Consider the following 24,161-nt stretch of genomic DNA (forward strand, 5'->3'; position numbering starts at 1 on the left):
TTGACATTGCTACGCAACCGCGCCTCGTCACCCGCCAGCCGCACAGCCTCCCGATGCACCTCATCGAACGCCCGCGCCACTTCACCGATCTCGTCCTTCGATGTGACACCGATGGGCGGGATATTGGTCGTCTCCGACATCTCGCCGGAATCGCGCAGCCGTTGGACGGTGTCCGGCAGTCGCTGACCGGCGATCTCCAGCGCCTCACTACGCAGGCGGCGCAGGGGCCGGGTGAGCGAGCTCGCGACGACGGCGGTGATCAGGAGGACCACGACCAGCAGCGCCACGATGGCGACACCGGAGACGATGGCCCGTTGCCGCTCGGTCGCCTCCAGTGCCTGAGCCTGTGCGACCACGGAACCGGCGATCCGATCCTCGACCTTCCGCATCCGGTCGATCTCCGTACCCGTGGTGTCGAACCACAGGCGGACGTCGTTGCCCGGATTGGTCCGGTCGAGGTCCCGGATCGCCCGGTACTCGCGCAGCTGGGCCAGTGCCCCGGCTCGCAGGGAGTCCGCTTTCTCGACCTGCAGGCCGCGCACTGTCTGCTTGTAGAACTGGGCATCGGAAGCAGACGCCTCGGACTGGAAACTGGCGAGCTGGGTGTCCTGGGTCTTCCCGGATCCGAGGAAGTCCGCGAGGTCGTCGTAGTCGAGCTTGCCCTCGACGAGCGCGACCGTGAGGATGCCCTGCTGCCTGGACTGCTCCTCCTTCGCCTTGTTCAGGGCGTCGAGCGCGCGGCTGGCGGCGAAGAGTCGTTCGTCGTTGCCGGTGGTCCCCACGTCCTCGTGCAGCGACGAGAGGGCCGCGATCATTCGGGTGTACATGCCGAGCGCGGCTCGCGGCGCCACCTCGCTGTCATCGATCAGCTTCCGGAGGCCTTTCAGCCCCTGGAGCCATCTTTTGATCTCGGCCACCTGGGTGCGGACGCGCAGCGGCTGGGACGCGTCGAGGGTGGCCAGCGAGGCCAGCACTTTGCCGCTGGCCGCGTCGACCTGGCTCTGCTGCTCGGTGACCGTGCCGCGCCTGGACGGCCGGCGGTGGTCCGCGATGTACCAGGCCGTGTAGTTCCGCTCACGCGCGACCTTGTGCGTGAGGTCGTCGAGCTCGTCGACGAGACCGGCCACCTCGGTCAGACGCCGGTACTCGGCCGCCGTACCGATCGCCTGGGTGAGCTGGACACCGGCGAACAGCACGCCGACCACGGTCGGCAACAGGATCAGGGCGATCAGCCGGGAGCGCACCCGCCAGTTGCCCAGCCGCATGAACGAGGCGCCCGCACGTGGCGAGACCTCCGGAGCCGCGGACTCCGGCTCTCCCTGAACTCGACCATCTTGCTGGTCGTGCGTCCTCACTGCTTTCGCAACCTCTCGGCCTTGTTGCCGTCCTGCCGATCTGTGGCTTCGGTGACCCCTGTGCTGTGGGAGATTTCACGAAGCGATGGCAATTGGAGCACACCATTACTCGATCGGCGAATAGTACATTTTGGTGGAATGCGCCCTAAATACGGCCAGCAGCGGCGGTAAAGGACACCTCACTTGGCGGCGATCTTCTCGATGACGTCGGCGGCCAGACGCAGACCGTCCCGCTGGCGGATCTCCTGCCCCGCCTCCTCTACCCGGGCCCGCGACTCGTCGTCGCCGAGCAGCCGGTCGATCGCTTCGGCCAGCTCCTCATCCGCGAACCCGTAGGTGTCCAACCGGACACCGAACCCCGTCTCCTGCACCCGCTGCGCGTTGTCGTACTGATCCCAGAACAACGGAAGCACGATCATCGGCTTACCGAAATGCATCGCTTCCGTCGTCGTGTTGTTGCCGCCGTGCGTGATCACCAGGTCGACCAACGGGATGATCTTCGTCTGCGGGACGAACTCCGCGCCCCACATGTTGGGGGCCAGCTCGATCTCCTCGTGCAGCGGGCCCTTCGACACGATGTAGCGATGCGGCGTCCGAGCAAGCACATCGATCACCCGCCGCATCAACCCCACATCCGCGGAGCCCAGCGAGCCGAGGGAGAAGTAGACCAGCCTGCCCTCCCCCGGGATGTCGGGCAGGGCGAACTCCTCATCGGTCTCCCGCACCGACGAGTCCAGCCGCGTCCACGTCTCGTCCAACGGACGCTGCCCGGTGTAGTCCAACGCCTCCGGATACACGTACAGGTTGGCGTCTCCGTCGTGGATGAACTCCAACTCCGGCAACGCCGGAGCCCCCTGCTCCACCACCCAGGCGTTGAACGCCTCCCACATCTCACGGTGGGTCCGGTCGTACTCCGCCCGGAACTCCGCCCAGCCGGTGCCGTCGGCCGGCAGGCCGGAGAACGGCGGGGCCACGCCCGGGCCCTGCACCTCCAGCGGGTTGCACGAGACGATCCGTACGAACGGGACACCCGCCGTCACCAGCGCCGGGAACGTGATCACGTTGTCCTCCACGATCACGTCCGGCCGCACCCGCTCGATGATGGCCTTCAACTGCGGCTCGCAGTACTTGGCCCCGTCGATCAACGCCTCCCAGATCGGCTTGATCACCGTCTCCAGCTGGTCCAGGGTGCTCTTGCGATACTCCGGCGCCGTATCGCGGATGAAGTCCTTCCAGAACTGCCCCGCGTCCTGCTCCGCCCCGTCCTCTTCCGGCGCCGGCGGCGCCAGGTCGACCAGGTCCTCCTCGAAGCCCAGCGCCGAAAGCTTGCCCTTCCACGACGCCTCCGCGGCGAACACCACGCGGTGACCGCGGCGGCGCAGAACGTCGCCGATGCCGACGCAGTTGTTCGTCGGCCCATAGGCGCTCTCCGGCATGAACAAGATCGTCAACGGATGCTCGGTCATGTCCACTCCCTGTAAAGATGTCACCGCTTGCCCGCGACCTCGTTCGCCAGGCGCGTGAACTTCGCCGAGTCCTGACCGAGGTCGATGATCGACTCACCCTGAAGCAGGTCCGCGGGGGTCATCTTCAGCGGCGGGTTCTGGGCGAGCAGGGCGGGGTCGACCTTGTCCATGGCCGCCTTGTTGGGGACCTTGTAGAGGATGTTGGCGGCCATCCACCCGTGGATCTCCGGGTCGAGGATGTAGTTGATGAAGGCGTGCGCCGCTTCCTTGTGCTTGGAGCTCTTCAGAATCACCATCGTGTCGGCCCAGAGGTCACTGCCCTCCTTCGGCACCACGAACTTGATGTTCTTCTCCGACGTCGGGCACCAGCCGTCCCAGGCCTCGACGATGGCTGCCTCTCCGGACTTCAGCCGGTCGCCGAACGTGGTGTCGTCGTAGCCCAGTAGGTTCTTCTTCGCCTTGACCAGCAGGTCCTTGGCCTTCTTGAGCTGCGCGTCGTCGGAGGTGTTGATGGAGTAGCGGAGGTACTTGAGGGCCGGCAGGGCGAGCCAGCGCTCCGTGGTCATCATCGTGACCTTCCCGCGCAGCGCGGGGGGCGGACTGAGCAGGTCCTTCCAGCTCGTCGGCTCGGTCTTCACCAGGTCGCTGCGGTAGCACAGCCCGGTCGTCCCCCACGTGTACGGCACCGAGAACCTGTTGCCCTTGTCGTAGGAGAGGTTGGCCGCTTCGGGGTAGAGGTTGGCGAGGTTCGGGATGAGCTCGGGGTGAAGGGGCTCGAGCAAGCCGGCCTCGTTGAGCGCCTGCGCGTACTGCCCCGACACGAAGGCGACGTCGATCTCTTTGCCGGCACTGCTGTGAATCTTGGACAGCGCGTCCTCGTTGGTGTCGTGGAGCGTCACCTTGAGGTCGAAGCCGAGCTTCGCCTTCACCCGCTGCGGCAGGTCCTTCGGGCTGTATCCGTCCCAGATGGTGATGGTCAGGTTCTGTTTGGTGAGGTCCGCGTTGGGGTCGAGCGTGGCCGCCGCCGCTACGGGGGCCGCCTCGGTCGCCCCTGTGCCGCCAGAGCATCCAGCGAGCGTCAGAGCGAGACCGGCGGCCAGAACTGTAGATACATGCCGGATATGCCGGTTTTGAGGCATGGCCTCAACTTCCTTTGGATTCATCCCTGAACCTGCGAGCAGCAGTCAAACGGGGATAGGGGGTTTTCGGAGTGGACATCAGCATAGATCATGAGCTGCCCGATATCGGCAGTACGCCCAAGCTCGCGGAAATCTCCGTGAATCGGCACCGCGGAAGCCGGGCATCTTCGGGCGGCTCGACGCGCACCGGGGGCCGTCGTCGAGTCGCCGGCAGCCCGGCCGTCCGGCGATTCCGAACGGCCGGGACCCTACAGGCCCGGTCCTCAGTAGGCCCGGCCCCCATAGGCGGCACGCACGGTCAGCACGTACTCGACCAGGCTGATGAGCGTGGACTTCACGGCATCACGCGAGCGCGCGTCCGTACGGACGACCGGGACGTGCGGGGGCAGCGACAGCGCCTCACGGACCTCCTCCTCCGAATGGAGGAACTGCCCCTCCCAGCCGTTCATCGCGACCAGGAAGGGCAGCTGGGCCTCCTCGAAGTAGTCGATCGCCGGGAAGCAGTCGGCGAGCCTTCGGCTGTCGACGAGCACGACCGCACCGATGGCGCCGCGGACGAGGTCGTCCCACATGAACCAGAAGCGGTGCTGACCCGGCGTGCCGAACAGGTAGAGGATGAGGTCCTGGTCGAGCGAGAGCCGGCCGAAGTCCATGGCGACCGTCGTGGTCGTCTTGTTCGGCGTGAGCCCGAGGTCGTCGATGCCCGCGCTGGCGTCGGTCATCACGGCCTCGGTCGTCAGCGGCAGGATCTCGGAGACGGCACCGACGAAGGTCGTCTTCCCGACGCCGAACCCACCCGCCACGACGATCTTCGTCGAGGTAAGACCACGGCTAGAGCCTGCGTAGTCCACTGAGCACCCTTTCGAGCAGGTTGAGGTCTGGCTGTCCCTGGTTCAGCTGCGGCATGTGCAGGCGGACCAGACCCTCGTCGGCCATGTCGGCGATGAGCACGCGGGCCACGCCGAGCGGGACCCGGAGCAGTGCCGAGATCTCCGCGACCGATCGTACGGAACGACATAGCATCATGATCGATTCCTGCTCGGGACTGAGCAGGGAATAGTCATTGCTCTTCAAGGTCACCGATGATACGAGGGTTTCCATCGCCATGTGGTAACGCGGCTCGGATCGGCCACCGGTGACGGCGTACGGACGGAACAGAGGCTCGTCCTCTGTCCCGTCACGATCACGCATGGCCCTCTCCCATGGTCATCGCCGCGACGTCTGGAGCTCGGCACGCAGCGCCGGGGTGAGCACCTGACCCGCCCGCTCGACGAGCAGGGTCATCTGATAGGCCACCAGGCCCATGTCGCAGTCCGGCGCGGCGAGGACGGCCAGGCAGGAGCCGTCGCTGATCGCCATCACGAGCAGCAGTCCCCGCTGCATCTCGACGACGGTCTGCGTCACCGAGCCCCCCTCGAACACCCGCGCGGCGCCGACGGTGAGGCTGAGCAGGCCGGCGGCGACCGCCGCGAGCTGGTCGGCGCGGTCAGGCGGAAAGCCGTCCGATTGGGCCAGCCGCAGGCCGTCCGACGACACCACCACCGCGTGCGCCACGCCAGGCGTGCTGCCGACGAACTCGGTGATCAGCCAGTCGAACCTGCGTGCTTCCACGCTCAACTCAGTCACGAGCCCTCCTCCTCTTTACCCGAGCCTTCGGCGAGACCTCCGGCCGCCTGGGCCCGGCCTCGCCTGACACCCTGCTGGAAGCTGGACAGGCGGTTGCGCACCGCCTCGGCGGAGACCGGGGGGCGCGGGGCCGCGGCGGGGCCGTCCGCGCCCACGGAACCGGGCACCAGGTTGGCCTTCGGCGTGCGCTTCGGCAAGCCCGCCGCGGTCACGCCGCCCAGTAGGGGGTCCCGCGCGCTCGCCGCGGCCTGGAAGCCGCTGTCGGCCCGCGACCGCCACCCGCCTGGGTCCGCGCCCTGCTCCTGTGGGGCGGCCGGCCCGGAAGCCGGGGCGGAAGCGGACACCCTCGCGATCTCCCCGGTGCTCTCGCCGTCTTTCTCCGTGCCCGCCTCGGTGCCGGTCCGCGCCGCGGAAGCCGCCTGTGAATCGTCGTCCGACGGACGCCGGAACCAGGCCGACTCGACCGAAGCGAAAATCGGCAGGAACTCGTCGCCCCGCTCCAGCGGCGATTCCTCGACCGACGGCAGCGGCCCGGTCGACGACGCCACGCCCTCGCCTGCGTAGGCCCCCGCGCCACCGGCCTGCCCCGTTCCCGCGGCCGGCGTCGCACCGGGGAAAGCGATCGGACCCGTACCGGACGGCGAGAAGGCCGTCGGGCCTGTGCTTGACGGGGTGAACGCGCTCGGTCCCGTGCTCGACGGGGAGAACGCCGTCGGCCCGGTGCCGGACGGGGTGAACGCGCCCGGTCCCGTGCTCGACGGGGGACTCGGCGGCGGAAACGCCGTCGGGCCTGTGCTCGACGGGGTGAACGCGCTCGGCCCGGTGCCGGACGGGGAGAACGCCGTCGGACCCGTGTCCGGCGCGGACCCCGGCTGAGGGAACGCGTCAGGACCGGTGCCGGGCGGAGAGAAGGATGTGGGCCCGGTGGGCACGCCCCGCTGCGGCAGCCCCGTCGGCCCGGTGGGCAGCGACGGCCACGAGTGCTCCGAGCGGTCCTCTCCGCTTCCGCTCCCCGCTCCGTGCCGCGCGGACGCCGAGGGCCCGGCGGGCGCCGGGGGCCACGAAGGCTCGGACGGTTCGCCGAACGCCGGGCGGCGGGTGTCGCCCGCCGCCCTTTCGGGCGCGTCCGGCATCGGATGCGGTCCCGAGTGCTCGGTGAACGCGCCTTCGGTGAACGGGTTCGCCGCGGCCGCGGCCGGTGCCTCTCCCGGCGGCGCGCCGAACGCGCTGAACCCGCCGCTGCCGCTCGCCCCGAGTCCACCTACTCCGAGTCCACCCGCTCCGAGTCCGCCGGTCCCGTTGACGCCGGGCCCGCTTCCGGTGCCGGCCGAGGGACTGGGGGACCCGGCGCCGCCGCCCGCCGCGCCGTTACCGGAGCTCCAGGACTCGAACGAACCGCTCCCCTGCGCCGGGCCGAGCGGGTCCGGGTCGGCGAACGCCTGCCGCGTCGGCAGCCCGGCCGCCGTCTGCCCGGCCGGAACGGAGGGGCGCGGCATGTGGGGCTGGTCGGCGTTGGAGACGAGTTGGGCGGGGAACAGCACCATCGCGATGACGCCGGCGCCGTCGCCCCGGCGCAGCTGCACCCGGATGCCGTGACGCAACGCCAGACGGCCGACCACGAACAGGCCCATCCGGCGGGACACGGACACGTCGATCGTGGGCGGCTCCGCGAGACGCCGGTTGATCTCCGCGAGCTCCTCCTGCGACATGCCGATGCCCGCGTCGGTGACGCCGAGCATCACGGCGCCGCCCTCGACGGGGCTGCTGGAGACGACGACCTTGGTGTTGCGCGGCGAGAAGGCGATGGCGTTCTCGACCAGCTCGGCCAGCAGGTGGACGACGTCGTTGGCGGCGTGCCCGGCGATCGCGATGGTGCGGGGGATCCGGACGACGACCCGCTCGTAGTCCTCGACCTCCGACAGCGACGCGCGGACCACGTCGACCAGCCGGGCGGGCTGGCTGCGCTTGCGCGGCGGCTCGTGCCCGGCGAGGACCAGGAGGTTCTCACTGTTGCGGCGCATGCGCGTGGCCAGGTGGTCCAGCTTGAACAGGTCGGCCAGGCGCCGGCCGTCCTCCTCGCCCCGCTCCAGGCCGTCGATCAGCGAGATCTGCCGCTCCACCAGCGTCTGCGTACGGCGCGACAGGTTCACGAACATCGCGTTGACGTTGGCGCGCAGGCGGGACTCCTCGGCGGCCAGGCGCACGGCCTGCGTGTGGACCTCGTCGAACGCCTGCGCCACCTCGCCGATCTCGTCGGTGCTGTCGACCGCGATCGGCTGCACGTGGGACTCGCGCCCGGGGTCCTCGGACTCGCGCATCTGACGCACGATCTCCGGCAGTCTCCGGCCGGCGATGTCGAGCGCCTCGGCCCGCAGGCGGCGCAGCGGCCGCACCATCGACCGCGCGATGAGCACGGTCGTGGCGAGCACCAGCACGAGGAGTGCGAGGATCAGGCCGCCGGCGATGAGGGCGTTGCGCTGCTCGGCCGACTGCAGCTCGCGGGAGCGGTCCTGCACGAGCCCCGACACGCGGCCCTCGACGGCCGCCATCTGCTCGATCGCCTTCGTGCTGTCCTGGAACCACTGCTGGGCCGTCCTGTCCCTGGCCCGATAGCGGCTGAGGGACTGGTTCTGCAGGCCCAGCGTGAGCGCCCACGACTTGGTCAGCTCGCTGTTGACCACGTTCTTGTCGCCGAAGAGGGTGACCAGGCGGCTCGCCTCGGCCGGCGGGGCCTCGGTGTAGAACGTCGCCAGGTAGCTCTGCTGACGGGATTGCGAGGCCAGGAAGTCCTGCAGTTCGAACGTGGTGAAGGTCTGGTCGCGCTCCAGCAGCTCACGCGTGAGGATGGCCCGCTGCAGGGCCGCCTCCTCCTTGGCGTGGGCGAGAGCGTTGAGTGCGCGGATGTTGCCGACGATCGTGGCGTTGTCGTCGTTGTTGCCCAGCTCGTCCTGCAGGCGCAGGATGTTGGCGATCAGCGCGCTGTAGTCCTCCGGCGCGCCGTTCTCGCGGATGCCCGCCAGGCTCGAGATGCGGCTCATGAGCTGCTGCGACTGCTCCACCGCGCGCGTGCCGTAGTCCGCGTCGAGGTCCTTGAGGTCGGCCTTCACCTGCTGGATCAGCGGGTCGACCGCCGCGCGCTGCTGGGCGCGGGTCACCTCGGTCTCCCCGTCGATGTTGAACTTTCGCCTGCTGGTGCCGCCCCAGACGAACAGGTCGCGTTCGAGTGCCAGCTGTTCGGCCAGATCCCGCAGATGCACGGAGTACTCCGCCGCCGACCTGGTCCGCTGGTAGGCCGTCAGGCTGTCGATCGAGCCCACGACACGGACACCGGCGAGCACCACGGCGATGAGGGTCGGAGCGACGATCAGCGCGGTCAGGCGTGTGGGCACCCGCCAGTTGCGCGGCGAGAGACGACTCCGCCGCCTGCGGTTATCGGTATTCGACTGCTCCATGCTCACCGGCCCCGCCATCGTTCGGCCTGTCTTCACGCGTCTGGACAGCATGAAGTGACACAGCTATATAAGCGGGGACAATTCGACCACAAGGTCACGATTGCCAGCGGCACTACCCCTCTTGCAGCACCCCAATTGTTACCAAGAGGTGAGGATCGTGACCCAGCTCACCTGAGGGCGGCGAGCACATGCTCCCGCACCTGCATACGCTGCTGCTCATCGTGGATGGGACGGCCGGTGCGATCCGCTACATAGAAGACATCCACCGCTTCCGCGCCCAGAGTCTCCACACGCGCCGCGCGCACGTCAAGCCCGCACTCGCCGAACGCGCGGCCGATCCGCCACAGCAGGCCGGGCCGGTCGTGTGCCCGTACCTCCACCACGCTCGCCGTGGTGGACGCGTCGTCCACCAGAGTGACCCGGGGCGGCGCGACCGGCACCCGGGACGGCCGCATCGACCTGGCCCGCCGGGCCAGCCGCTGCTCGATGTCGAGCCGTCCGGCCAGGACGAGGCGCAGGTCGGCTTCCAGCGTCGCGGGGTCGGGCGGCGTGCCGTACTCGGGGACGACGACGAACTCGATGACGGCCGTCGACCCGGCGGACGCGGCGGAGGCGGAGCGCACCGCCATGCGGTGCGCCGCGAGCACCCCGGCCGCCCGCCACAGCAGGCCCGGCCGGTCGGGCGCCACCACGGTGACCGCGCTCCCGTTCACGCGTACGGCGCCGCCGCCGTGCCGGGCGAGCGCCGCCTGCTCGGGGGAGAGCGCGGGCGCGGGCGCGGGCGGCGTGCCGGACAGCACCGACCGCACTCGGCGGACCAGGTCGGCGACCAGGGACGCCTTCCACGAGTTCCACGCGGCCGGGCCGGTGGCGTTGCCGTCGGCCACCGCCAGCGCGGACAGCAGTTCGAGCACCTCCCTGGACCCGACGGCCTCCGCGACCCTGGAGATGGTGACCGGGTCGTCCAGGTCGCGCCGGGTGGCGGTCTCCGGCAGCAGCAGATGGTGCCGCACCACGGTCGCGAGGATCTCCACGTCGGCCGGGGGCAGGCCCATCCGGGTGCCGATGTCCCTGGCGACGATCTCGCCCGTGGTGGAGTGGTCGCCCGGCCAGCCCTTGCCGACGTCGTGCAGGAGCGCCGAGATCAGCAACAGGTCGGGGCGGGACACCTCGCGCGTGAAGGCGGCGGCCCCGGCCGCGGTCTCGATGAGGTGCCGGTCCACCGTGTAGCGGTGGACGGGGTTGCGCTGGGGACGGTGACGTACGCGCTCCCAGTCGGGAATGAGCTTCATGAGCACCCCGGCCTGGTCGAGCTCCTCCCAGACCGGTACGGCGGCCCGTCCCGCGCCGAGCAGGGCGACCAGCGCGCCGCGGGCCTCCGGGGGCCACGGCACGGGCAGCGGCGGCGACTGGGCGGCCAGCGCGGCGACCGTCGCGGGCGCGAGCGGCAGCCCGGCCTCCGCGGCGGCCGCGGCCGCGCGCAGCACGAGCGTGGGGTCGGTGCGCGGGGTGGCGCCGCGGGCCAGCACGACCTCGCCGCCGTGCTCCACGACACCGTCGGCGAGCGGCCTGCGCCCCCGGGGCGCGGGGCCGGTGAGCAGCCGGTCGACCGTTCGCCAGGTGGCGTCGAAAGCGTGGGAGATGGTCCGGCCCGCCTCGGCCAGGCGGCGCATCAGCGCCTCGGCGTCCAGCAGGCCCAGCGTGCCGGCGACCGCGTCCTGTTCCTGGAGCACCAGGCGGTCGGTGCCACGGGCGGTGACGAGGTGCAGCCCGTGCCTGATGTCCAGCAGCAGTTCGTACGCCTCGCGGACCCGCGGGCCCGGGGCCGAGGCGACCCACGCGGCGGCCACCGCCTGCATGGCCTGCACGTCACGCAGCCCGCCCCTGGCGTCCTTGAGATCGGGTTCGAGCAGGAAGGCCAGCTCGCCGCCGGAGTCGGCGCGTTTGTCCGCCGACGCGCGCAGTTCCGCCAGCCTGCGCCGGGAGTCGGCGCGCCACTCGGCGAGCACCGCCTCCCGCGCGGCCCTGGTCAGCTCCGGGTCCCCCGCAACGTGCCGCGCCTGAATCAGGCCCAGCACGGCCTTGAGGTCCTCCCTGGCGACCTTGACCGCTTCGTCCACTGTACGGACCGAGTGGTCGAGGCCGATTCCGGAGTCCCAGATGGGGTACCAGATGCGGTCGGCGATCCTGGCCACGTCGTCACGGCCGTTGTGGAGCAGGACCAGGTCGAGGTCGCTGCCCGGGGCGAGTTCGCCCCGCCCCAGGCTGCCGACCGCGACCAGGGCGACCCCGCCGCTCCCGTTGGCGCCGATCCCCTGGGAGGCGGCGGGGCCGCTCTCGTGGGGGAAGCCGCCCTTCCCTCCCGATCCCCCCTCCCGCGCGTACGGCCTCGTGGCCGCCGTGCGGAACAGATCGGTGAGCCATCTGTCGATGTCCGCGGCCCGGTCCTTGCGGGCCGCGGCGAACGAGCGCGCCTCCCCTCTCATCATCCGCTTACAGCGCCTCCGGCCCGCGCTCCCCGGTGCGGACCCGGACGACCGTGTCCACGGGGACCGACCAGACCTTGCCGTCGCCGATCTTGCCGGTCTGCGCCGCCTTGACGATGACGTCGATGACGTCCTCGGCGTCGTCCTCCTCGGCGAGCACCTCGACCCGGACCTTGGGCACCAGGTCGACCTGGTACTCGGCGCCGCGGTAGACCTCGGTGTGGCCGCGCTGACGGCCGTAACCGCTGGCCTCCGAGACCGTCATGCCCTTGATGCCGAACTGTTCCAGTGCGGCCTTCACGTCGTCCAGTTTGAACGGCTTGATGACTGCGGTGATGAGTTTCATGCGTCGACCTTCTTCGCAGGCGCGGGCACGGGCCCGTTGACGGAGGCCACTCCCGAGGAGTGGACGGTGCCGAGGTCGTACCCCGTCTCGGCGTGGGTGGTGATGTCGATGCCGGTCACCTCGTCCTCCTGGTTGATCCGGAAGCCCATCGTCTTATCGATGATCTTGCCGATGACGTACGCCATGATGAAGGAGTAGAGGCCGACCGCGACAGGGCCGAGGGCCTGCACGCCGAGCTGGGAGATCGGGCCGCCGTAGATGAGGCCCTGGTTCTGGCCGTCCGCGAAGGGGTAGCGGGCGATGATGCCGAGCGAGACCGCGCCGATCGCGCCGCCGACCAGGTGCACGCCGACCACGTCGAGCGAGTCGTCGAAGCCGAGGCGATACTTCAGGCCCACCGCGTACGCGCAGACCGCGCCGGCGACGAGGCCGAGCACGAGCGCCGCCCACGGGTCCACGAAGCCGCAGGCGGGGGTGATGGCGACAAGGCCGGCGACCGCGCCGGAGGCGACGCCGAGGGTGGTGGAGTGGCCGTCGCGCAGCTTCTCCACGAGGATCCAGGCGCCGGCGGCGGCCGCCGTGGCGACCTGGGTGTTCATGAACGCGAGACCGGCGGTGCCGTCCACGGCGAGTTCGGAGCCCGCGTTGAAGCCGAACCAGCCGAACCACAGCAGGCCCACGCCGAGCAGCACCAGGGTGAGGTTGTGCGGGCGCATCGGGTCCTTGCGCCACCCGGTGCGCTTGCCCAGCACGAACGCGAGCGCGAGGCCGGCGGCGCCCGCGTTCACGTGGACGACCGTGCCGCCCGCGAAGTCCTCGATGCCGAGGTTCGCCAGCCAGCCGCCGCCCCACACCCAGTGGGCGACCGGGAAGTAGACGAGCGTCGCCCAGGCGAGGCCGAAGACGACCCACGCGCCGAACTTCGCCCGGTCGGCGATGGCGCCGCTGATGAGGGCCACGGTGATGATGGCGAAGGTGAGCTGGAAGGCCGAGAACACCAGGCTCGGCATACCGGTGCCGTCGTCCTTGGTGGTCGTGTCGATGAGGCTCTGCAGGCCCAGGGCGTCCCCGCCGCCGATGAGCTTGTTGACCCAGTTGTCCCCGTCGCCGAAGGCGTCGAAGGCCAGCGAGTGCCCGTACAGCACCCAGGCCATGGTGACGGTGATGATGCTGACGAACGACATCATCATCATGTTCAGGACGCTCTTCGCCCTGGTCATGCCCCCGTAGAAGAACGCGAGCCCGGGCGTCATCAGCAGCACCAGTGCGGTGGCCGTGATCATCCAGGCGGTGGTGCCGGTATCGATCTTCACCGACGCGGCCCTCCTTACAATTGGCGTGTGGCCGGTTATCACTCCCTCAGTGGCTCCGCTCGGGGTCACCATCGGCCGGCTGGCGCACTGACGTTGGCGACAGCGTGTTCTTCCGCCGTTTCAGCCCACGACCATGCGTGTTTCACATGTGTGAAACTCACCGCCGACGTGTTTCGGGCCGGTTTCGGACGTGCTCAGAACGACGAAACGCGCACCCGCAACGGGTGCGCGTCGTCGAGGGCGGGCCTGCGGGCACCGCGTGGGCGGGCGTCGCGGCCGCCTCGGAGCCGTCGTGACGGCCCGTGGCCCCGGCCCTCCGGCCGGGACTCGCGATTACGCGGCCGTGGCCATCTTGCGCAGCCGCGTCAGCGCGTCGCGCTCGATGCGCCTGGCGCGGTCACGGCCGATGCCGTAACGCTCCCCCACCTCGGTGAGGGTGTGCTCGCGGCCGTCCACCAGGCCGTACCGCCAGCGCAGCATCTCGCGCATCTGGCCGTCCAGGCCGGTCAGCCACTGCTCCAGCCGTTCCTTGTCCAGCGTGGCCATGGCCTGCTGCTCGGGGTCCGCCCACGTCTCGTCGGCGATCATGTCACCGAGCTCGGTCTCGTCCTCGTCGCCCACGCCGAGCTGGAGGGAGACCGGATCGGAGGCCCAGCGGCGCAGCTCCTGCACCCGCTCGATCGGCAGGTCGAGCACCGCGGCGAGGTCGGCGTCGGTCGGCTCGGCGTCGAACTCCGCCAGCATGTCCCTGCGCACCCGCATCAGCCGCGTCATCTGCTCACCGGCGTGGGTGGGCAGCCGCACCGGCCGCGCCTGCTCGTGGATCGAGCGGCCCACCGACTGCCGGATCCACCAGGTCGCGTAGGTCGAGAACTTGTACCCCCGGCGGTAGTCGAACTTCTCCACCGCGCGGACCAGCCCGAGGTTGCCCTCCTGCACCAGGTCGATCAGCGGCATCCCCCGTCCGGAGTACTTCCTGGCGACCGCCACCACAAGGCGCAGGTTGGCCTGGATGAACTCGTCCTTCGCCCGCTGCCCCGAGATCGCGATGCGCTCCAGCTCCTCGTCGGTCGCGTCCGCGATCTTCGGCTCGGTCCGTCCGCTGTCGAGCAGCTGCTCGGCGAACAACCCCGCCTCGATGCGCTTGGCCAGCTCGACCTCCTGCTCCGCGGTCAGCAGCGGGACGCGGCCGATCTCGGCCAGATACGTCCCCAGCAGATCCCGGTCAGAGACGTGCTGTTCCTGCGTCCGATTCCCCGTCGCCATCCGATGGCACCTCGTTCCGCCGCCGCGATATGCATTATGTGAGCCGGCTGACCGGACGTGTCCGCCCCGCTCGGCACGGCCCCCGGTTTCCTGCTCCTGACCCGCTCAACGGCCGATCCATGGCAAAGATTCCCCAAATGAATACGACCCCGGAATGGTTTCGTTTTCCTCCCCAAGGAGGATGCGAGACCGGGGAAAAAGGCGTTTACCCAGGTTTCCCGGGCTCAAACGAGGCGGCGTCCCGCGCGCCACACCTGCGCCGCCAGCGGCACTCCCGGCCGGTACGCCAGGTGGACGTACGACGGGGCCTCCAGGATGACGAGGTCGGCGCGGGAGCCCGCGCACAGGGTGCCCACGTCGGTGCGCCGCAGCGCCCGCGCGCCGCCGCGGGTGGCCGCCCGCACGGCCTCAAGCGGCGTCATGCCCATCTCGCGCACGGCCAGGGCGACGCAGAACGGCATCGACGTGGTGAACGAGGAGCCGGGGTTGCAGTCGGTGGCGAGCGCCACGGCGACGCCCGCGTCGAGCAGCCGCCGCACGTCCGGGTAGGGCGACCTGGTGGAGAACTCCGCGCCCGGCAGCAGAGTGGCGACCACCCCGCTCGCGGCGAGCGCGTCCACGTCGGCGTCGCCGAGGTAGGTGCAGTGGTCGGCCGAGGCCGCCCCCATCTCGCAGGCCAGCCGCACCCCCGGCCCCTCTCCCAGCTGGTTGGCGTGCACCCTGATCCCCAGCCCGGCCTTGCGGCCCGCCGCGAGCACCTCCCTGCTGTGCTCCTCGCCGAACGCCCCGCGCTCGCAGAACACGTCCACCCACTTGGCGTACGGCGCGCACGCCTCCAGCATCGGGCCGGTCACGAGCCGGACGTAGTCGTCGGCGGTCGTCTCCGGCGGCACGACGTGCGCCCCGAGGAACGTCGTCTCCTCGGTGAACTGGCGGGCGATCTCCAGGCTGCGGCGCTCGTCCTCCACGGTGAGGCCGTACCCGCTCTTGATCTCGAACGTCGTCGTGCCCTGCATGGTCATCTCCGCCACCAGCAGCGCGGTCGTCGACACCAGCTCGGGGATGGTGGCCCGCCGGGTCGCGGCGACGGTCGAGCGGATGCCGCCCGCGGTGTAGGGGCGCCCCGCCGTCCGCGCGGCGAACTCCTCGGTGCGGTCGCCGGCGAACACCAGGTGGGCATGGCTGTCCACGAATCCCGGGATGACGGCGCGTCCCTCCACGTCGACCCGCTCGTCGGCGGGCGGCGCGTCGGCGGAGCGCCCGATCCACCGGACCACGCCGTTCTCCGCGACCAGCGCGGCGTCCTCGATCTCCTCCCGCTCGGGGTCCGCCGTGTACAGCAGCCCGATCCCCGTGAACACCGTCGATGTCATGCCGCTCGATCCCACGTCCTGTCATCCTCGCCAGGGCGCGCGCCACGCAAACCCACCGGCTCGGTCCGGAACGGGTCAGGGACGCAGCGGGGCGAGCGCGTCGCGCAGCAGCGCGCCGGCGTCGCCCAGCACATGCCGCCCGTCCTCCACGATCCGCCGGCCGCCGGAGACCACCGAGTGCACGTCGGCGGAGGTGGCGGCGAACACCACCGACTCCACCGCCGAGGCCTTCGTCGCGCCGGCCGTACGGACCGAGTCGAGCCGGACGGAGACGAGATCGGCCCAGGCGCCGGGCACCAGGCACCCGGCGTCGGGGAAGCCCAGCGACGCCTGCCCGGCGGCGGTCGCGGCGTGCAGGAGCTGCGCGGCGGGCCAGTGCCCGCGCTCGCCCGTGACCAGCCGTTCGTCCAGCTCCACCGCCCTGGCCTCCTCGAACAGGTCGATGACCGCCTGGCTGTCGGTGCCGAGCGTGACGGGCGACCCGGCCTCGAGAAGCCTGCGGGCGGGGCCGACGCCGTCGGCGAGGTCGCGTTCCGTGGTGGGGCACATGCACACGTGGGTGGTGGAGCCGCCGAGCAGCGCCACGTCCACGTCGGACAGGTGGGTGGCGTGGACGGCGGTCGAGCGCGGCCCGAGTGCGCCGTGGTCGTGCAACACCTGGACGGGTGTGGCCGAGTAGACCTCGACGCACGCCTCGTTCTCGGCCCGCTGCTCCGAGACGTGCGCGTGCAGCGGCCCGGTGTTCCGGTGGGCGAAGTCGACCACGACGTGCATCTGCTCGGGGGGCACCGCGCGCACGGAGTGAATGGCCGCGCCGATCTCCACGTCCTGTTCGCCCTCGTGGGCCCGCGCGAGATCGTCGGCCCTGGCCGCCCAGCGTTCGGCGTCCCCGTCGCCGAAGCGCAGCTGGGTGCCGACGAGGGGTTCGCCGATGCCGCCGGTCAGGTAGCAGGTGTCGAGCAGGGTGATGCGCAGCCCGGCCCGCCCGGCCGCCTCGACCAGCGCGTGGCCCATCGCGTTCGGGTCCGCGTACGGCCTGCCGCCGGGGCCGTGGTGCAGGTAGTGGAACTCGCCCACGGTGGTGATCCCGGCGAGCGCCATCTCGGCGTACGTCGCGGTGGCCAGGGCGAGGTAGCGGTCCGGGTCGAGCGCCTCGGCGACCGCGTACATCCGCTCGCGCCAGGTCCAGAAGCTGCCGCGGCCGGTCTGCGTGTGGCCGCGCAGCGCGCGGTGGAAGGCGTGCGAATGGCAATTGGCCAGGCCGGGCAGGGTGAGCCCGGCGAGCCGTACGGCTCCCGGAGGAGGCGGCGCCTCGGGCCTGATCTCCCCGATGCGGCGGCCCTCCACCCCGACGACGACGCTCTCGACGACCTCGCCCGGCGGCAGCCACGCCATCTCGCACCAGTAAGTCACGTGCACCGGTCCTCCAGGTGGGCGACGTGTGAATCGAAAGGTGAGCGTCCGTCCCCCGTGCCTCGTACGTCCGTCAGCGGGAGGGCCCCGCGGCCGGCCGCACGGTGATCTCGGTGACGTGGGCGTCGGACGTCGCCGTCGCCGCGGCCAGGACGGCCCTCGCCACCGATTCCGCCTCCAGATACCTTCCCGGCTCGTACGGCCCCTCCTCCTGGGCGCGGACGTCCCTTTGCATATCCGTGTCCACCCGCCCGGGGAAGATCGAGGTGACGCGTACGCCGTGGGCGTGCTCCTCCTCGCGCAGCACGTCCGCGTACGCGCGGAGGGCGAACTTGCTGGCGGCGTAGGCGCCCCAGTTGGGGTTGGCCCGCTGCCCGGCGCCGGAGTTGATCAGCACGACGTGTCCCCGGGCCGCGCGCAGCGCGGGCAGCAGCAGCCGGGTCAGCTCGGCGACCGCGATGACGTTGACGTCCATCGTCCGCCGCCACACCTCGGCCGGGATGTCCGCGAGGTGGCCGAGCCTGGCGATGCCCGCGCTGTGCACCAGCAGGTCGAGCCGGTCGATCCCCTCGACGTCGGCCGGGGTGAGCTCGGTGAGCTCCACCGCCCAGGGGCGGGCGGCCGGCAGCTCGGCGCACATCGCGTCGAGCGCGGTGCCGTCCCGCCCTCCCAGGAGGAGTTCGTACGTCGGGGCGAGGGCGCGGGCGATCGCCGCCCCCACCCCCCGTGAGGCGCCGGTGATCAGAGCCGTGGGTCGCATGGACCTCACCTTAGAACGTCGCACCGGACCGGCCGTCGCGGAGTCCGGCCGATTCGCTCGATCACCGTGCTCGATCACCGTGCCGGGCGCAGGGTCCGCGGACCGGGGTGTTCCAGAGTCAGGGAGTAGCGGTGGTGCGGGTAGCGGTGGTCCACAGGCCGCACCCGCACCTCATGGGCGGCGGCCTCGAGGATCACGCAGCGGTACCACTCGCCGTCCTCCAGGAACTCCCACTGCCCGGCGAGCACGTCGAGGCCGGCGCGGCGCACCTCCTGCTCGGCCCGCTCGTACGGCCCGGCGGCGCCGATGGGATAGCCGAACACGGTGTACGGCTCCCACCCCTCACCGGCCCGGTGGACGTAGCCGAGCAGGGCGCCGTCGTCGTCCCTGCGGATCTCGTGCCTGTCTGTTTCAGGGCTCATGGTTGACCACCATACTCAAGTTTGTATACAAATTTGAGTATGTCATCGACGCGAGTGCTGATCCTGGGCGTGCTGCTGGACAGGCCGCTGCACGGATACGAGGTGCGCAAGACGCTCGAACTGTGGGGCGCCCAGCACTGGGCCAACGTCGCCTTCGGCTCGATCTATCACGCGCTGGGAAAGATGGCCCAGGAAGGCCTGCTAGAGGTGATCGAGAGCGGCGAGGGCGCCGGGCCGGGCGGCGGACGCGGGCGCACGGTCTACGCGATCACGCCGGACGGGCGGGCCGAGTTCGACCGGCGGCTGCGCGAGCACTGGTCGGAGATCATGCCGATCGTCGATCCGTTCCAGGTCGCGCTGACGTTCATGGACCGGCTGCCGAAGGCCGACCTGCTGTCGGCCGTACGGGAGCGGACCGAGCGGCTGCGCGCCGGGTTCGCGAGCTTCGAGCGGGCTCGCGACGCCAAGCGCGCGGCGGACGCCCCCAGGCACGTGGACGAGTGCCTGGTGCTGAGCGCCGCCGAGTACCGCGCGCAGCTGGAGTGGCTGGAACGGGCGATCGCCCGCATCGAGCGCGACGACATCCCCTGACCGAGGAGTGAAAATGATCATTGATGCGCACGGACTGCGCAAGACCTACCGCACGCGCGGCCCCGGGGGCCGCCGCGGCGGCCGGGCGGCCCCGCCGGTGGAGGCCGTGAGAGGAGTGGACCTCCAGGTCGCCGACGGCGAGATCTTCGGGGTGCTCGGCCCCAACGGCGCGGGGAAGACCACGACCATCCGCATGCTGGCGACGCTGGTCGCGCCCACCGGCGGCACCGCGACCGTGGCCGGGCACGATCTGCTGACCTCCCCCGGCCAGGTGCGGCGCCGCATCGGCTACGTCGGCCAGGCCGGCGGCGTCGACGAGAACACCACGCCCCGGGCCGGCCTCCTGCTCGCCGCGCGGGTCAACGGCCTGACGGCGGCCGAGGCCGCCGCCCGCACCGCCGAGGTGTTCGCCGCATTCGACCTGGCGGGCCTGGCCGACCGGCCGGCCCGCACGCTGTCCGGCGGCCAGAAGCGGCGCGTCGCGATCGCGCTCGGCCTGGTCCACCGGCCGCCGCTGCTGTTCCTCGACGAGCCCACGACCGGCCTCGATCCGCAGAACCGGGCCCATCTGTGGGACCGGATCAGGGCGCTGCGCGACGGCGGGACGAGTGTCCTGCTCAGCACGCACTACCTGGACGAGGCCGACGCGCTGTGCGACCGCCTGGTCATCGTCGATCACGGGCTCGTCGTCGCGGCCGGGACACCCGCCGAACTGAAGCGCGAGATCGCCGGCGACGTGGTGTCCCTGCGCGTGTCCGGCCCGCGTGAGGCGGCGCGGGTGCTGGACGGCCTGCCGTACACGAGGGAGGTCAGGGCGGACGCCGGCCTGCTGCGCGTCTACCTCGACGACGGCGAGCGGGCGCTGCCGCACCTGCTGGCCACGCTCACCGAGCACGGCCTGGCCCTGGAGTCCGTGGCGCTCGGCCGCGCCACGCTCGACGACGTCTTCCTGCACAAGACGGGCCGCTCGCTCCGCGACGCGGCCTGAACTCCCCGGAAGGTCCGACGATGCTGAAGCACACCGGCCTGTTTCTGGCCTACGAGCTGCGCAACATCGCGCGCAATCCCGTCTGGCCGTTGTTCGGCCTCCTCCAGCCCGTCCTCTACCTGCTGCTGTTCGCCCCGCTGCTGGCCAACACCATGCCCGGCGTGCCGGACGAGCGGACGCTCGCCGTGTTCACGCCCGGCGTGATGGTGATGATCGCGTTGTTCGGCTCGATGTTCGTGGGATTCGGCATGATCGCCGAGATCCGCACCGGGGTCCTCGAACGGCTCGCCGCGAGCCCGGCGAGCCGCCCGGCCATCGTCTTGGGCCGAACGCTGCGCGACATGATCGTGCTGGTCGCGCAGGCGGTGCTGATCATCGTGGTGGCGCTGCTCATGGGCATGCGGCCCAGCCTGCCGGGCGTCGCCCTGATGCTCGTGCTCATGGCCCTGACCGGCCTGTTCGCCTCCGGCCTGTCGTACGGGCTGGCCCTGGCCGTGCGGGACGAGAACGGCATGTCGCAGATCCTGCAGTTCTTCGCGCTGCCGCTGATCCTGTTCACCGGCATCCTGCTGCCGATGTCGCTCGCCCCGGCGTGGATGCGGACCGTGGCCCAGGTCAACCCGCTCTACCACGCGGTCGAGGCCGGGCGGGCGCTGTTCGCCGGCGACGTCGCGGACGGCCACGTGGCGCTCGCGTTCGTGCTGATGGCGGCGCTCGCGGTGCCCGCCCTGGCCTGGTCGGTCCGTTCCATGCGGCACCTCGCCGGCTAACTGTTCTTGATCCTTGTAGGCCGCCCCGGGGACGAGCTCGGCCGTACGGCGGCCGGTCAGCTCGACCAGCGCCGACATGTCGGCGGCGCCGTGCACGACGAGCGTGGGAACGGTGATCTTCCGCAGCCCGTCCCGGTGGTCGGCGTGGAAGATCGCCTCGAACACCCGCGCGGTCGCCCGCGGCGAGGCCGACAGGCACTGCGCGAGCATCCAGTGGGTGAGGGCCGGGGAGACGTCGTTGCCGAGGTGCGTGGCGAACCACACCTGCGCCTGCCGGGCGAACCACTTCGGCCGGTCGGTCGCGAACTGGGCGATCGTGGCCCGCAGCGCCTCCTCGGGAATACCGTCCGGGTTGTCCTCGGTCCGCTTGGAGAACGGCCGTCGAAGGTCTCGAAGAACATGTCCACTCCCGTCGTCTCGGTTCGACAGCCGAAGTCTGTCCGGACGCGGGCAGGAGATCGATTACGTGAAAGGTAACGGACGGCGGGGCGCCCGGCCTGATCGGCCCGGCGCCCCGCCTCCGCCCAGGATCACCGGACGCGCCCGCACGCGCGTGAGCTCCGGCAACCGGGCGGTGGTGAAGGAGAGGTTACGCACCACCGACCTTCCCGGTTCCCGGTCGAAAGAAGCTGTGGCCTGGTGTAAGGGCTGCTCACGGCTTCGCCATCGGCGCCTGCGGACAGGCGCGGGCTCCCGGTCAGGACGAGACGAGGAACTGCGTGGCGGCCAGCTCGCGGTAGAGGTCGTCGGCCGCCACGAGCTCGTCGTGGGTGCCCCAGGCCCGCACGCGTCCGGCCTCCATCACCACGATCCGGTCGGCCCCGGTGACGGTGGACAGGCGGTGGGCGATCACCAGGACCGTCGTCTCCAGGGCCACCTCCGCGACGACCTCTCGCAGCCGCATCTCGTTGACCGCGTCGAGCTGGGAGGTCGCCTCGTCGAGCTGGGAGGTCGCCTCGTCGAGCAGCAGCAGCCGGGGCCGGCGCAGCAGCGCCCTGGCGATGGCCACCCGCTGCCGCTCGCCGCCCGACAGCAGGACACCGCGATGGCCGACCGGTGTGTCCAGTCCCTCCGGCAGCCGCTCGACCAGGTCGTCCAGGCGCGTACGGGCGAGGGCGACGGCGATCTCCTCGTCGGTCGCCCCGGGCGCGCCGAAGACGAGATTCTCCCGGAACGTGCCGGCCAGCACCGGGGCGTCCTGCTCGACGTACCCGAGCATGGCCCGCAGCTCGCCGAGCGGCCAGTCGCGGATGTCCCGCCCGCCGACGGTGATCGTCCCCTCCTGCGGCTCGTAGAACCGCTCCAGGAGGCCGAACACCGTGGACTTGCCCGCGCCCGAGGGACCGACCAGCGCGGTCATGCCGCCCGCCGGCACCTCGAACGTCACGTCGCGGTGGACCACCGGCCGGTCCTCGCCGTACCGGAAGACGACGCCGGAGAACGTCACGCCGACGGGCTCACCGCCCGCCCGCGCCACGGGGGCGGCGGCGGGCTCGGTGCGCAGCGTGGCGATCTCCTGAATGCGGGTCACGGCGGCCAGGCCGTTCTGGATCTGGGTGAGGCTCTGGATGATCTGGCCGATCGGGGAGACCAGGTAGAACAGGTACATGAGGAACGCGATCAGGGCGGAGATCTCCATCGCCCCCGCCGCCACGCGCGCGCCGCCGACTCCCAGCACCGCGAGGAACGCGAGCTGGATCGACATCCACGCGCCGACCCCGGCCAGCGAGGTCCACGCGGCCGCGGCCACGCCCCGGTCGCGCGCCTCGACCGCCGCCGCGCTCACCACGGCGGTCTCCCGCGCCTCCGCGCCGCTGGCTTTGACCGTGCGGAACGCCTGCAGAGCCCGGTCGAGCACCGAGCCCATCTCGCCGAGCGCCACCTGCGCCTGCAACGAGGCACGACGGATGCGCGGGGCGATGACCACGCCCAGGAGCCCGACCAACGCGACGACGGCGAGCGTGACGACCAGCAGCAGGCCGTCCATGATCGCCATCATCACGGCGGCGCCCAGGAACGTGAAGACCGAGCCGACCAGCGAGGCCAGCGCGTCCGTGCAGACGGCCCGAAGCAGAGTGGTGTCGGAGCCGACCCGCGACAGCAGGTCACCGGGCTTGAGCCGGTCCACGTCGGAGACCGTGAGCCGCAGGATGCGGTCCACCAGGCCGCGGCGCGAGTCGAGCACGATCGTCTCGCCCGTCCGTTCCAGCAGGAACCGCCCGCCCGCCGAGATCAGCGCGCCGACCAGCACCGCGAGCGACAGCCCGAGCACCGGGCCCGCCAGCGTGTTCCCCTCGCCGAACGCGTCGATCACCCGCTTGGCCATGACCGGCATGGCGAGCCCGGCGAGGCTGCCGACGAGGCTGAGCAGGCCACCCAGCAGGAGCACCCGCCGATGGGGACGCACCTGGTCGAGCAGCACCCGCCAGGAGGCGCGCTCCCCCAGGGACGCCTTCAGCCGTGGCGCGGGCTGACCGCCGTCGGCGCCGTCGTCCTCCGCCCCCATGGAGCCCCCTTCACGCGAACCCGGCGTGCGATCTTCCGGAGACCCTAATTCACCGGGAACGCCGGTGCGCGCGGGAGAAACCACGCGGATATCGCGCGACGGATATCGCGCGGACGGGGATTCGGGAAAGCGTCCGGACCTGTTTCGCGCTCAGTCCACGTCGGGGACGTCGAGGTCGAACTCGGCGTCGCCGTCGTCGACGCGGCGCAGCTTGATGTCCTCCGCCCAGGCGTACGCGAAGCGGCGCACCTCGGCGACGCCCTCCTCGGTCAGTCCGCCGAACCCCTCGTCAGCGAGCAAGTCGACGGTCTCCAGCCGCTCGACCAGGCCCTCCACCCGCCACTCGTCGTCGTACCGCGCGCCGAGCTGTTCGAGCAGGCGGAAGGAGTACAGGCCGGACACCGCGGCCACGTCGGCGAAGTCGCGCGGCAGGCCGCGGTCCCGCAGGGCGCGGACCTTGAGACCCACGGCGTCGTCCAGGCCGAGCACCCGGCAGGGCCCGATGTCGGCGGGCCGGTCCCGCAACGGCTCGCGGAGCAGGGTCACCCCGCACGACTGGCCGGTGAGCTCGTCGGTGACGACGACGCGCCCGATGCGGGCGCCGGCCTCGCACACCTCGGCCGACAGGCCGGTGCTCCCGAACGCCTCGGCCAGCGCCTCGCCGATCTCCGCCAGCGGGGCCTCCCCGCCGGTGGCGAAGGTGAGGTCGCCGCCCGGCCAAAAGGTGCACCCGTGCGCCGCCAGCGCGTAGCCGCCGGCGAGCAGCAGGCCGTACCGGTCGAGGACGGGCCGCGCGTCCTCGACGAGGCGCAGGTGGAACGGGGGCCCCGGGAAGGAGGGCGCCGGAAAGGCGGAAGACGCGGTCACCATCTCAGTATCGCCCGCGCAC

General features: G+C 71.2%; 20 protein-coding genes. 3 read left to right on the forward strand and 17 right to left on the reverse strand.

Annotation, left to right across the window (positions count from 1 at the left end; translation table 11 throughout):
* The 15 genes from AB0O28_RS25370 to AB0O28_RS25440 all read right to left on the reverse strand — a co-directional run.
* A partial coding sequence (locus AB0O28_RS25370; protein WP_363644196.1) for a nitrate- and nitrite sensing domain-containing protein occupies positions 1 to 1,265 on the reverse strand: 1,265 nt, incomplete at its 3' end.
* 269 nt (positions 1,266 to 1,534) lie between these two features.
* Complete coding sequence (locus tag AB0O28_RS25375) at positions 1,535 to 2,821, reverse strand: glycosyltransferase (protein ID WP_363644198.1); 1,287 nt, start codon at positions 2,819 to 2,821, stop codon at positions 1,535 to 1,537.
* 20 nt (positions 2,822 to 2,841) lie between these two features.
* Positions 2,842 to 3,960 (reverse strand): spermidine/putrescine ABC transporter substrate-binding protein, encoded by a 1,119-nt coding sequence (locus AB0O28_RS25380; RefSeq protein WP_363644200.1) that lies wholly within the window; start codon positions 3,958 to 3,960, stop codon positions 2,842 to 2,844.
* Positions 3,961 to 4,223: 263 nt separating this feature from the next.
* Positions 4,224 to 4,763, reverse strand: a complete 540-nt coding sequence (locus AB0O28_RS25385) for an ATP/GTP-binding protein (protein WP_363644202.1) — start codon at positions 4,761 to 4,763, stop codon at positions 4,224 to 4,226.
* 28 nt (positions 4,764 to 4,791) lie between these two features.
* The gene (locus AB0O28_RS25390; RefSeq protein ID WP_030510865.1) at positions 4,792 to 5,151 is read right to left on the reverse strand and encodes a DUF742 domain-containing protein; all 360 of its coding nucleotides are present in this window, start codon (positions 5,149 to 5,151) and stop codon (positions 4,792 to 4,794) included.
* Between the two features lie 15 nt (positions 5,152 to 5,166).
* Complete coding sequence (locus AB0O28_RS25395; RefSeq protein ID WP_363644566.1) at positions 5,167 to 5,577, reverse strand: roadblock/LC7 domain-containing protein; 411 nt, start codon at positions 5,575 to 5,577, stop codon at positions 5,167 to 5,169.
* 5 nt (positions 5,578 to 5,582) lie between these two features.
* Complete coding sequence (locus AB0O28_RS25400; protein ID WP_363644204.1) at positions 5,583 to 8,975, reverse strand: nitrate- and nitrite sensing domain-containing protein; 3,393 nt, start codon at positions 8,973 to 8,975, stop codon at positions 5,583 to 5,585.
* 230 nt (positions 8,976 to 9,205) lie between these two features.
* Positions 9,206 to 11,527 carry a [protein-PII] uridylyltransferase gene (locus tag AB0O28_RS25405; RefSeq protein WP_363644206.1) on the reverse strand — a complete coding sequence of 774 codons (2,322 nt, stop codon included), beginning with the start codon at positions 11,525 to 11,527 and terminating at the stop codon, positions 9,206 to 9,208.
* A 4-nt stretch (positions 11,528 to 11,531) separates the two neighbouring features.
* Positions 11,532 to 11,870: a P-II family nitrogen regulator gene (locus AB0O28_RS25410; protein WP_030510869.1), complete on the reverse strand. Its 339-nt coding sequence runs from the start codon at positions 11,868 to 11,870 to the stop codon at positions 11,532 to 11,534.
* Entirely contained in the window at positions 11,867 to 13,183 is a 1,317-nt protein-coding gene (locus AB0O28_RS25415; RefSeq protein WP_363644208.1) for an ammonium transporter, read from the reverse strand. Before AB0O28_RS25415 ends, AB0O28_RS25410 begins: the two co-directional genes overlap by 4 nt.
* Positions 13,184 to 13,516: 333 nt before the next feature.
* Positions 13,517 to 14,449, reverse strand: a complete 933-nt coding sequence (locus AB0O28_RS25420; protein ID WP_363644210.1) for a sigma-70 family RNA polymerase sigma factor — start codon at positions 14,447 to 14,449, stop codon at positions 13,517 to 13,519.
* 224 nt (positions 14,450 to 14,673) lie between these two features.
* Complete coding sequence (gene hutI, locus AB0O28_RS25425; protein ID WP_363644212.1) at positions 14,674 to 15,822, reverse strand: imidazolonepropionase; 1,149 nt, start codon at positions 15,820 to 15,822, stop codon at positions 14,674 to 14,676.
* Positions 15,823 to 15,897: 75 nt separating this feature from the next.
* Positions 15,898 to 17,241 (reverse strand): formimidoylglutamate deiminase, encoded by a 1,344-nt coding sequence (locus AB0O28_RS25430; protein ID WP_363644214.1) that lies wholly within the window; start codon positions 17,239 to 17,241, stop codon positions 15,898 to 15,900.
* Between the two features lie 67 nt (positions 17,242 to 17,308).
* Positions 17,309 to 17,995: an SDR family oxidoreductase gene (locus AB0O28_RS25435; protein ID WP_363644216.1), complete on the reverse strand. Its 687-nt coding sequence runs from the start codon at positions 17,993 to 17,995 to the stop codon at positions 17,309 to 17,311.
* A gap of 74 nt (positions 17,996 to 18,069) precedes the next feature.
* On the reverse strand, positions 18,070 to 18,417 hold the full coding sequence (locus tag AB0O28_RS25440; protein WP_363644217.1) for a hypothetical protein: 348 nt from the start codon (positions 18,415 to 18,417) through the stop codon (positions 18,070 to 18,072).
* Positions 18,418 to 18,456: 39 nt separating this feature from the next.
* Between AB0O28_RS25440 and AB0O28_RS25445 the strand changes: the two genes are divergently transcribed.
* Genes AB0O28_RS25445 through AB0O28_RS25455 form a run of 3 tightly spaced genes read left to right on the forward strand, consistent with a single transcriptional unit; the run spans position 18,457 to position 20,766 of the window.
* Entirely contained in the window at positions 18,457 to 19,008 is a 552-nt protein-coding gene (locus AB0O28_RS25445) for a PadR family transcriptional regulator (protein WP_363644219.1), read from the forward strand.
* Positions 19,009 to 19,021: 13 nt separating this feature from the next.
* The gene (locus tag AB0O28_RS25450; protein ID WP_363644221.1) at positions 19,022 to 19,996 is read left to right on the forward strand and encodes an ATP-binding cassette domain-containing protein; all 975 of its coding nucleotides are present in this window, start codon (positions 19,022 to 19,024) and stop codon (positions 19,994 to 19,996) included.
* A 20-nt stretch (positions 19,997 to 20,016) separates the two neighbouring features.
* On the forward strand, positions 20,017 to 20,766 hold the full coding sequence (locus AB0O28_RS25455) for an ABC transporter permease (RefSeq protein WP_363644223.1): 750 nt from the start codon (positions 20,017 to 20,019) through the stop codon (positions 20,764 to 20,766).
* A gap of 697 nt (positions 20,767 to 21,463) precedes the next feature.
* Here AB0O28_RS25455 and AB0O28_RS25460 read toward each other — a convergent pair.
* Both AB0O28_RS25460 and AB0O28_RS25465 read right to left on the reverse strand, forming a co-directional pair.
* Positions 21,464 to 23,272, reverse strand: a complete 1,809-nt coding sequence (locus AB0O28_RS25460) for an ABC transporter ATP-binding protein (RefSeq protein WP_363644225.1) — start codon at positions 23,270 to 23,272, stop codon at positions 21,464 to 21,466.
* Positions 23,273 to 23,422: 150 nt separating this feature from the next.
* Positions 23,423 to 24,139, reverse strand: coding sequence for a hypothetical protein (locus AB0O28_RS25465; protein WP_363644227.1), 717 nt, complete (start codon positions 24,137 to 24,139; stop codon positions 23,423 to 23,425).
* Positions 24,140 to 24,161 lie beyond the last annotated feature (22 nt).

This window comes from Microbispora sp. NPDC088329 (assembly GCF_040685655.1).
In the GTDB taxonomy this organism is placed as follows: Bacteria; Actinomycetota; Actinomycetes; order Streptosporangiales; family Streptosporangiaceae; genus Microbispora.

Coding starts and splice junctions, on each gene's coding strand:
- AB0O28_RS25445 (WP_363644219.1), top strand. CDS start 18,457: ATGTCATCGACGCGAGTGCTGATCCTGGGCGTGCTGCTGGACAGGCCG.
- AB0O28_RS25410 (WP_030510869.1), bottom strand. CDS start 11,870: ATGAAACTCATCACCGCAGTCATCAAGCCGTTCAAACTGGACGACGTG.
- AB0O28_RS25380 (WP_363644200.1), bottom strand. CDS start 3,960: ATGCCTCAAAACCGGCATATCCGGCATGTATCTACAGTTCTGGCCGCC.
- hutI (WP_363644212.1), bottom strand. CDS start 15,822: ATGACATCGACGGTGTTCACGGGGATCGGGCTGCTGTACACGGCGGAC.
- AB0O28_RS25455 (WP_363644223.1), top strand. CDS start 20,017: ATGCTGAAGCACACCGGCCTGTTTCTGGCCTACGAGCTGCGCAACATC.
- AB0O28_RS25450 (WP_363644221.1), top strand. CDS start 19,022: ATGATCATTGATGCGCACGGACTGCGCAAGACCTACCGCACGCGCGGC.
- AB0O28_RS25460 (WP_363644225.1), bottom strand. CDS start 23,272: ATGGGGGCGGAGGACGACGGCGCCGACGGCGGTCAGCCCGCGCCACGG.
- AB0O28_RS25435 (WP_363644216.1), bottom strand. CDS start 17,995: ATGCGACCCACGGCTCTGATCACCGGCGCCTCACGGGGGGTGGGGGCG.
- AB0O28_RS25390 (WP_030510865.1), bottom strand. CDS start 5,151: ATGCGTGATCGTGACGGGACAGAGGACGAGCCTCTGTTCCGTCCGTAC.
- AB0O28_RS25440 (WP_363644217.1), bottom strand. CDS start 18,417: ATGAGCCCTGAAACAGACAGGCACGAGATCCGCAGGGACGACGACGGC.
- AB0O28_RS25420 (WP_363644210.1), bottom strand. CDS start 14,449: ATGGCGACGGGGAATCGGACGCAGGAACAGCACGTCTCTGACCGGGAT.
- AB0O28_RS25405 (WP_363644206.1), bottom strand. CDS start 11,527: ATGATGAGAGGGGAGGCGCGCTCGTTCGCCGCGGCCCGCAAGGACCGG.
- AB0O28_RS25375 (WP_363644198.1), bottom strand. CDS start 2,821: ATGACCGAGCATCCGTTGACGATCTTGTTCATGCCGGAGAGCGCCTAT.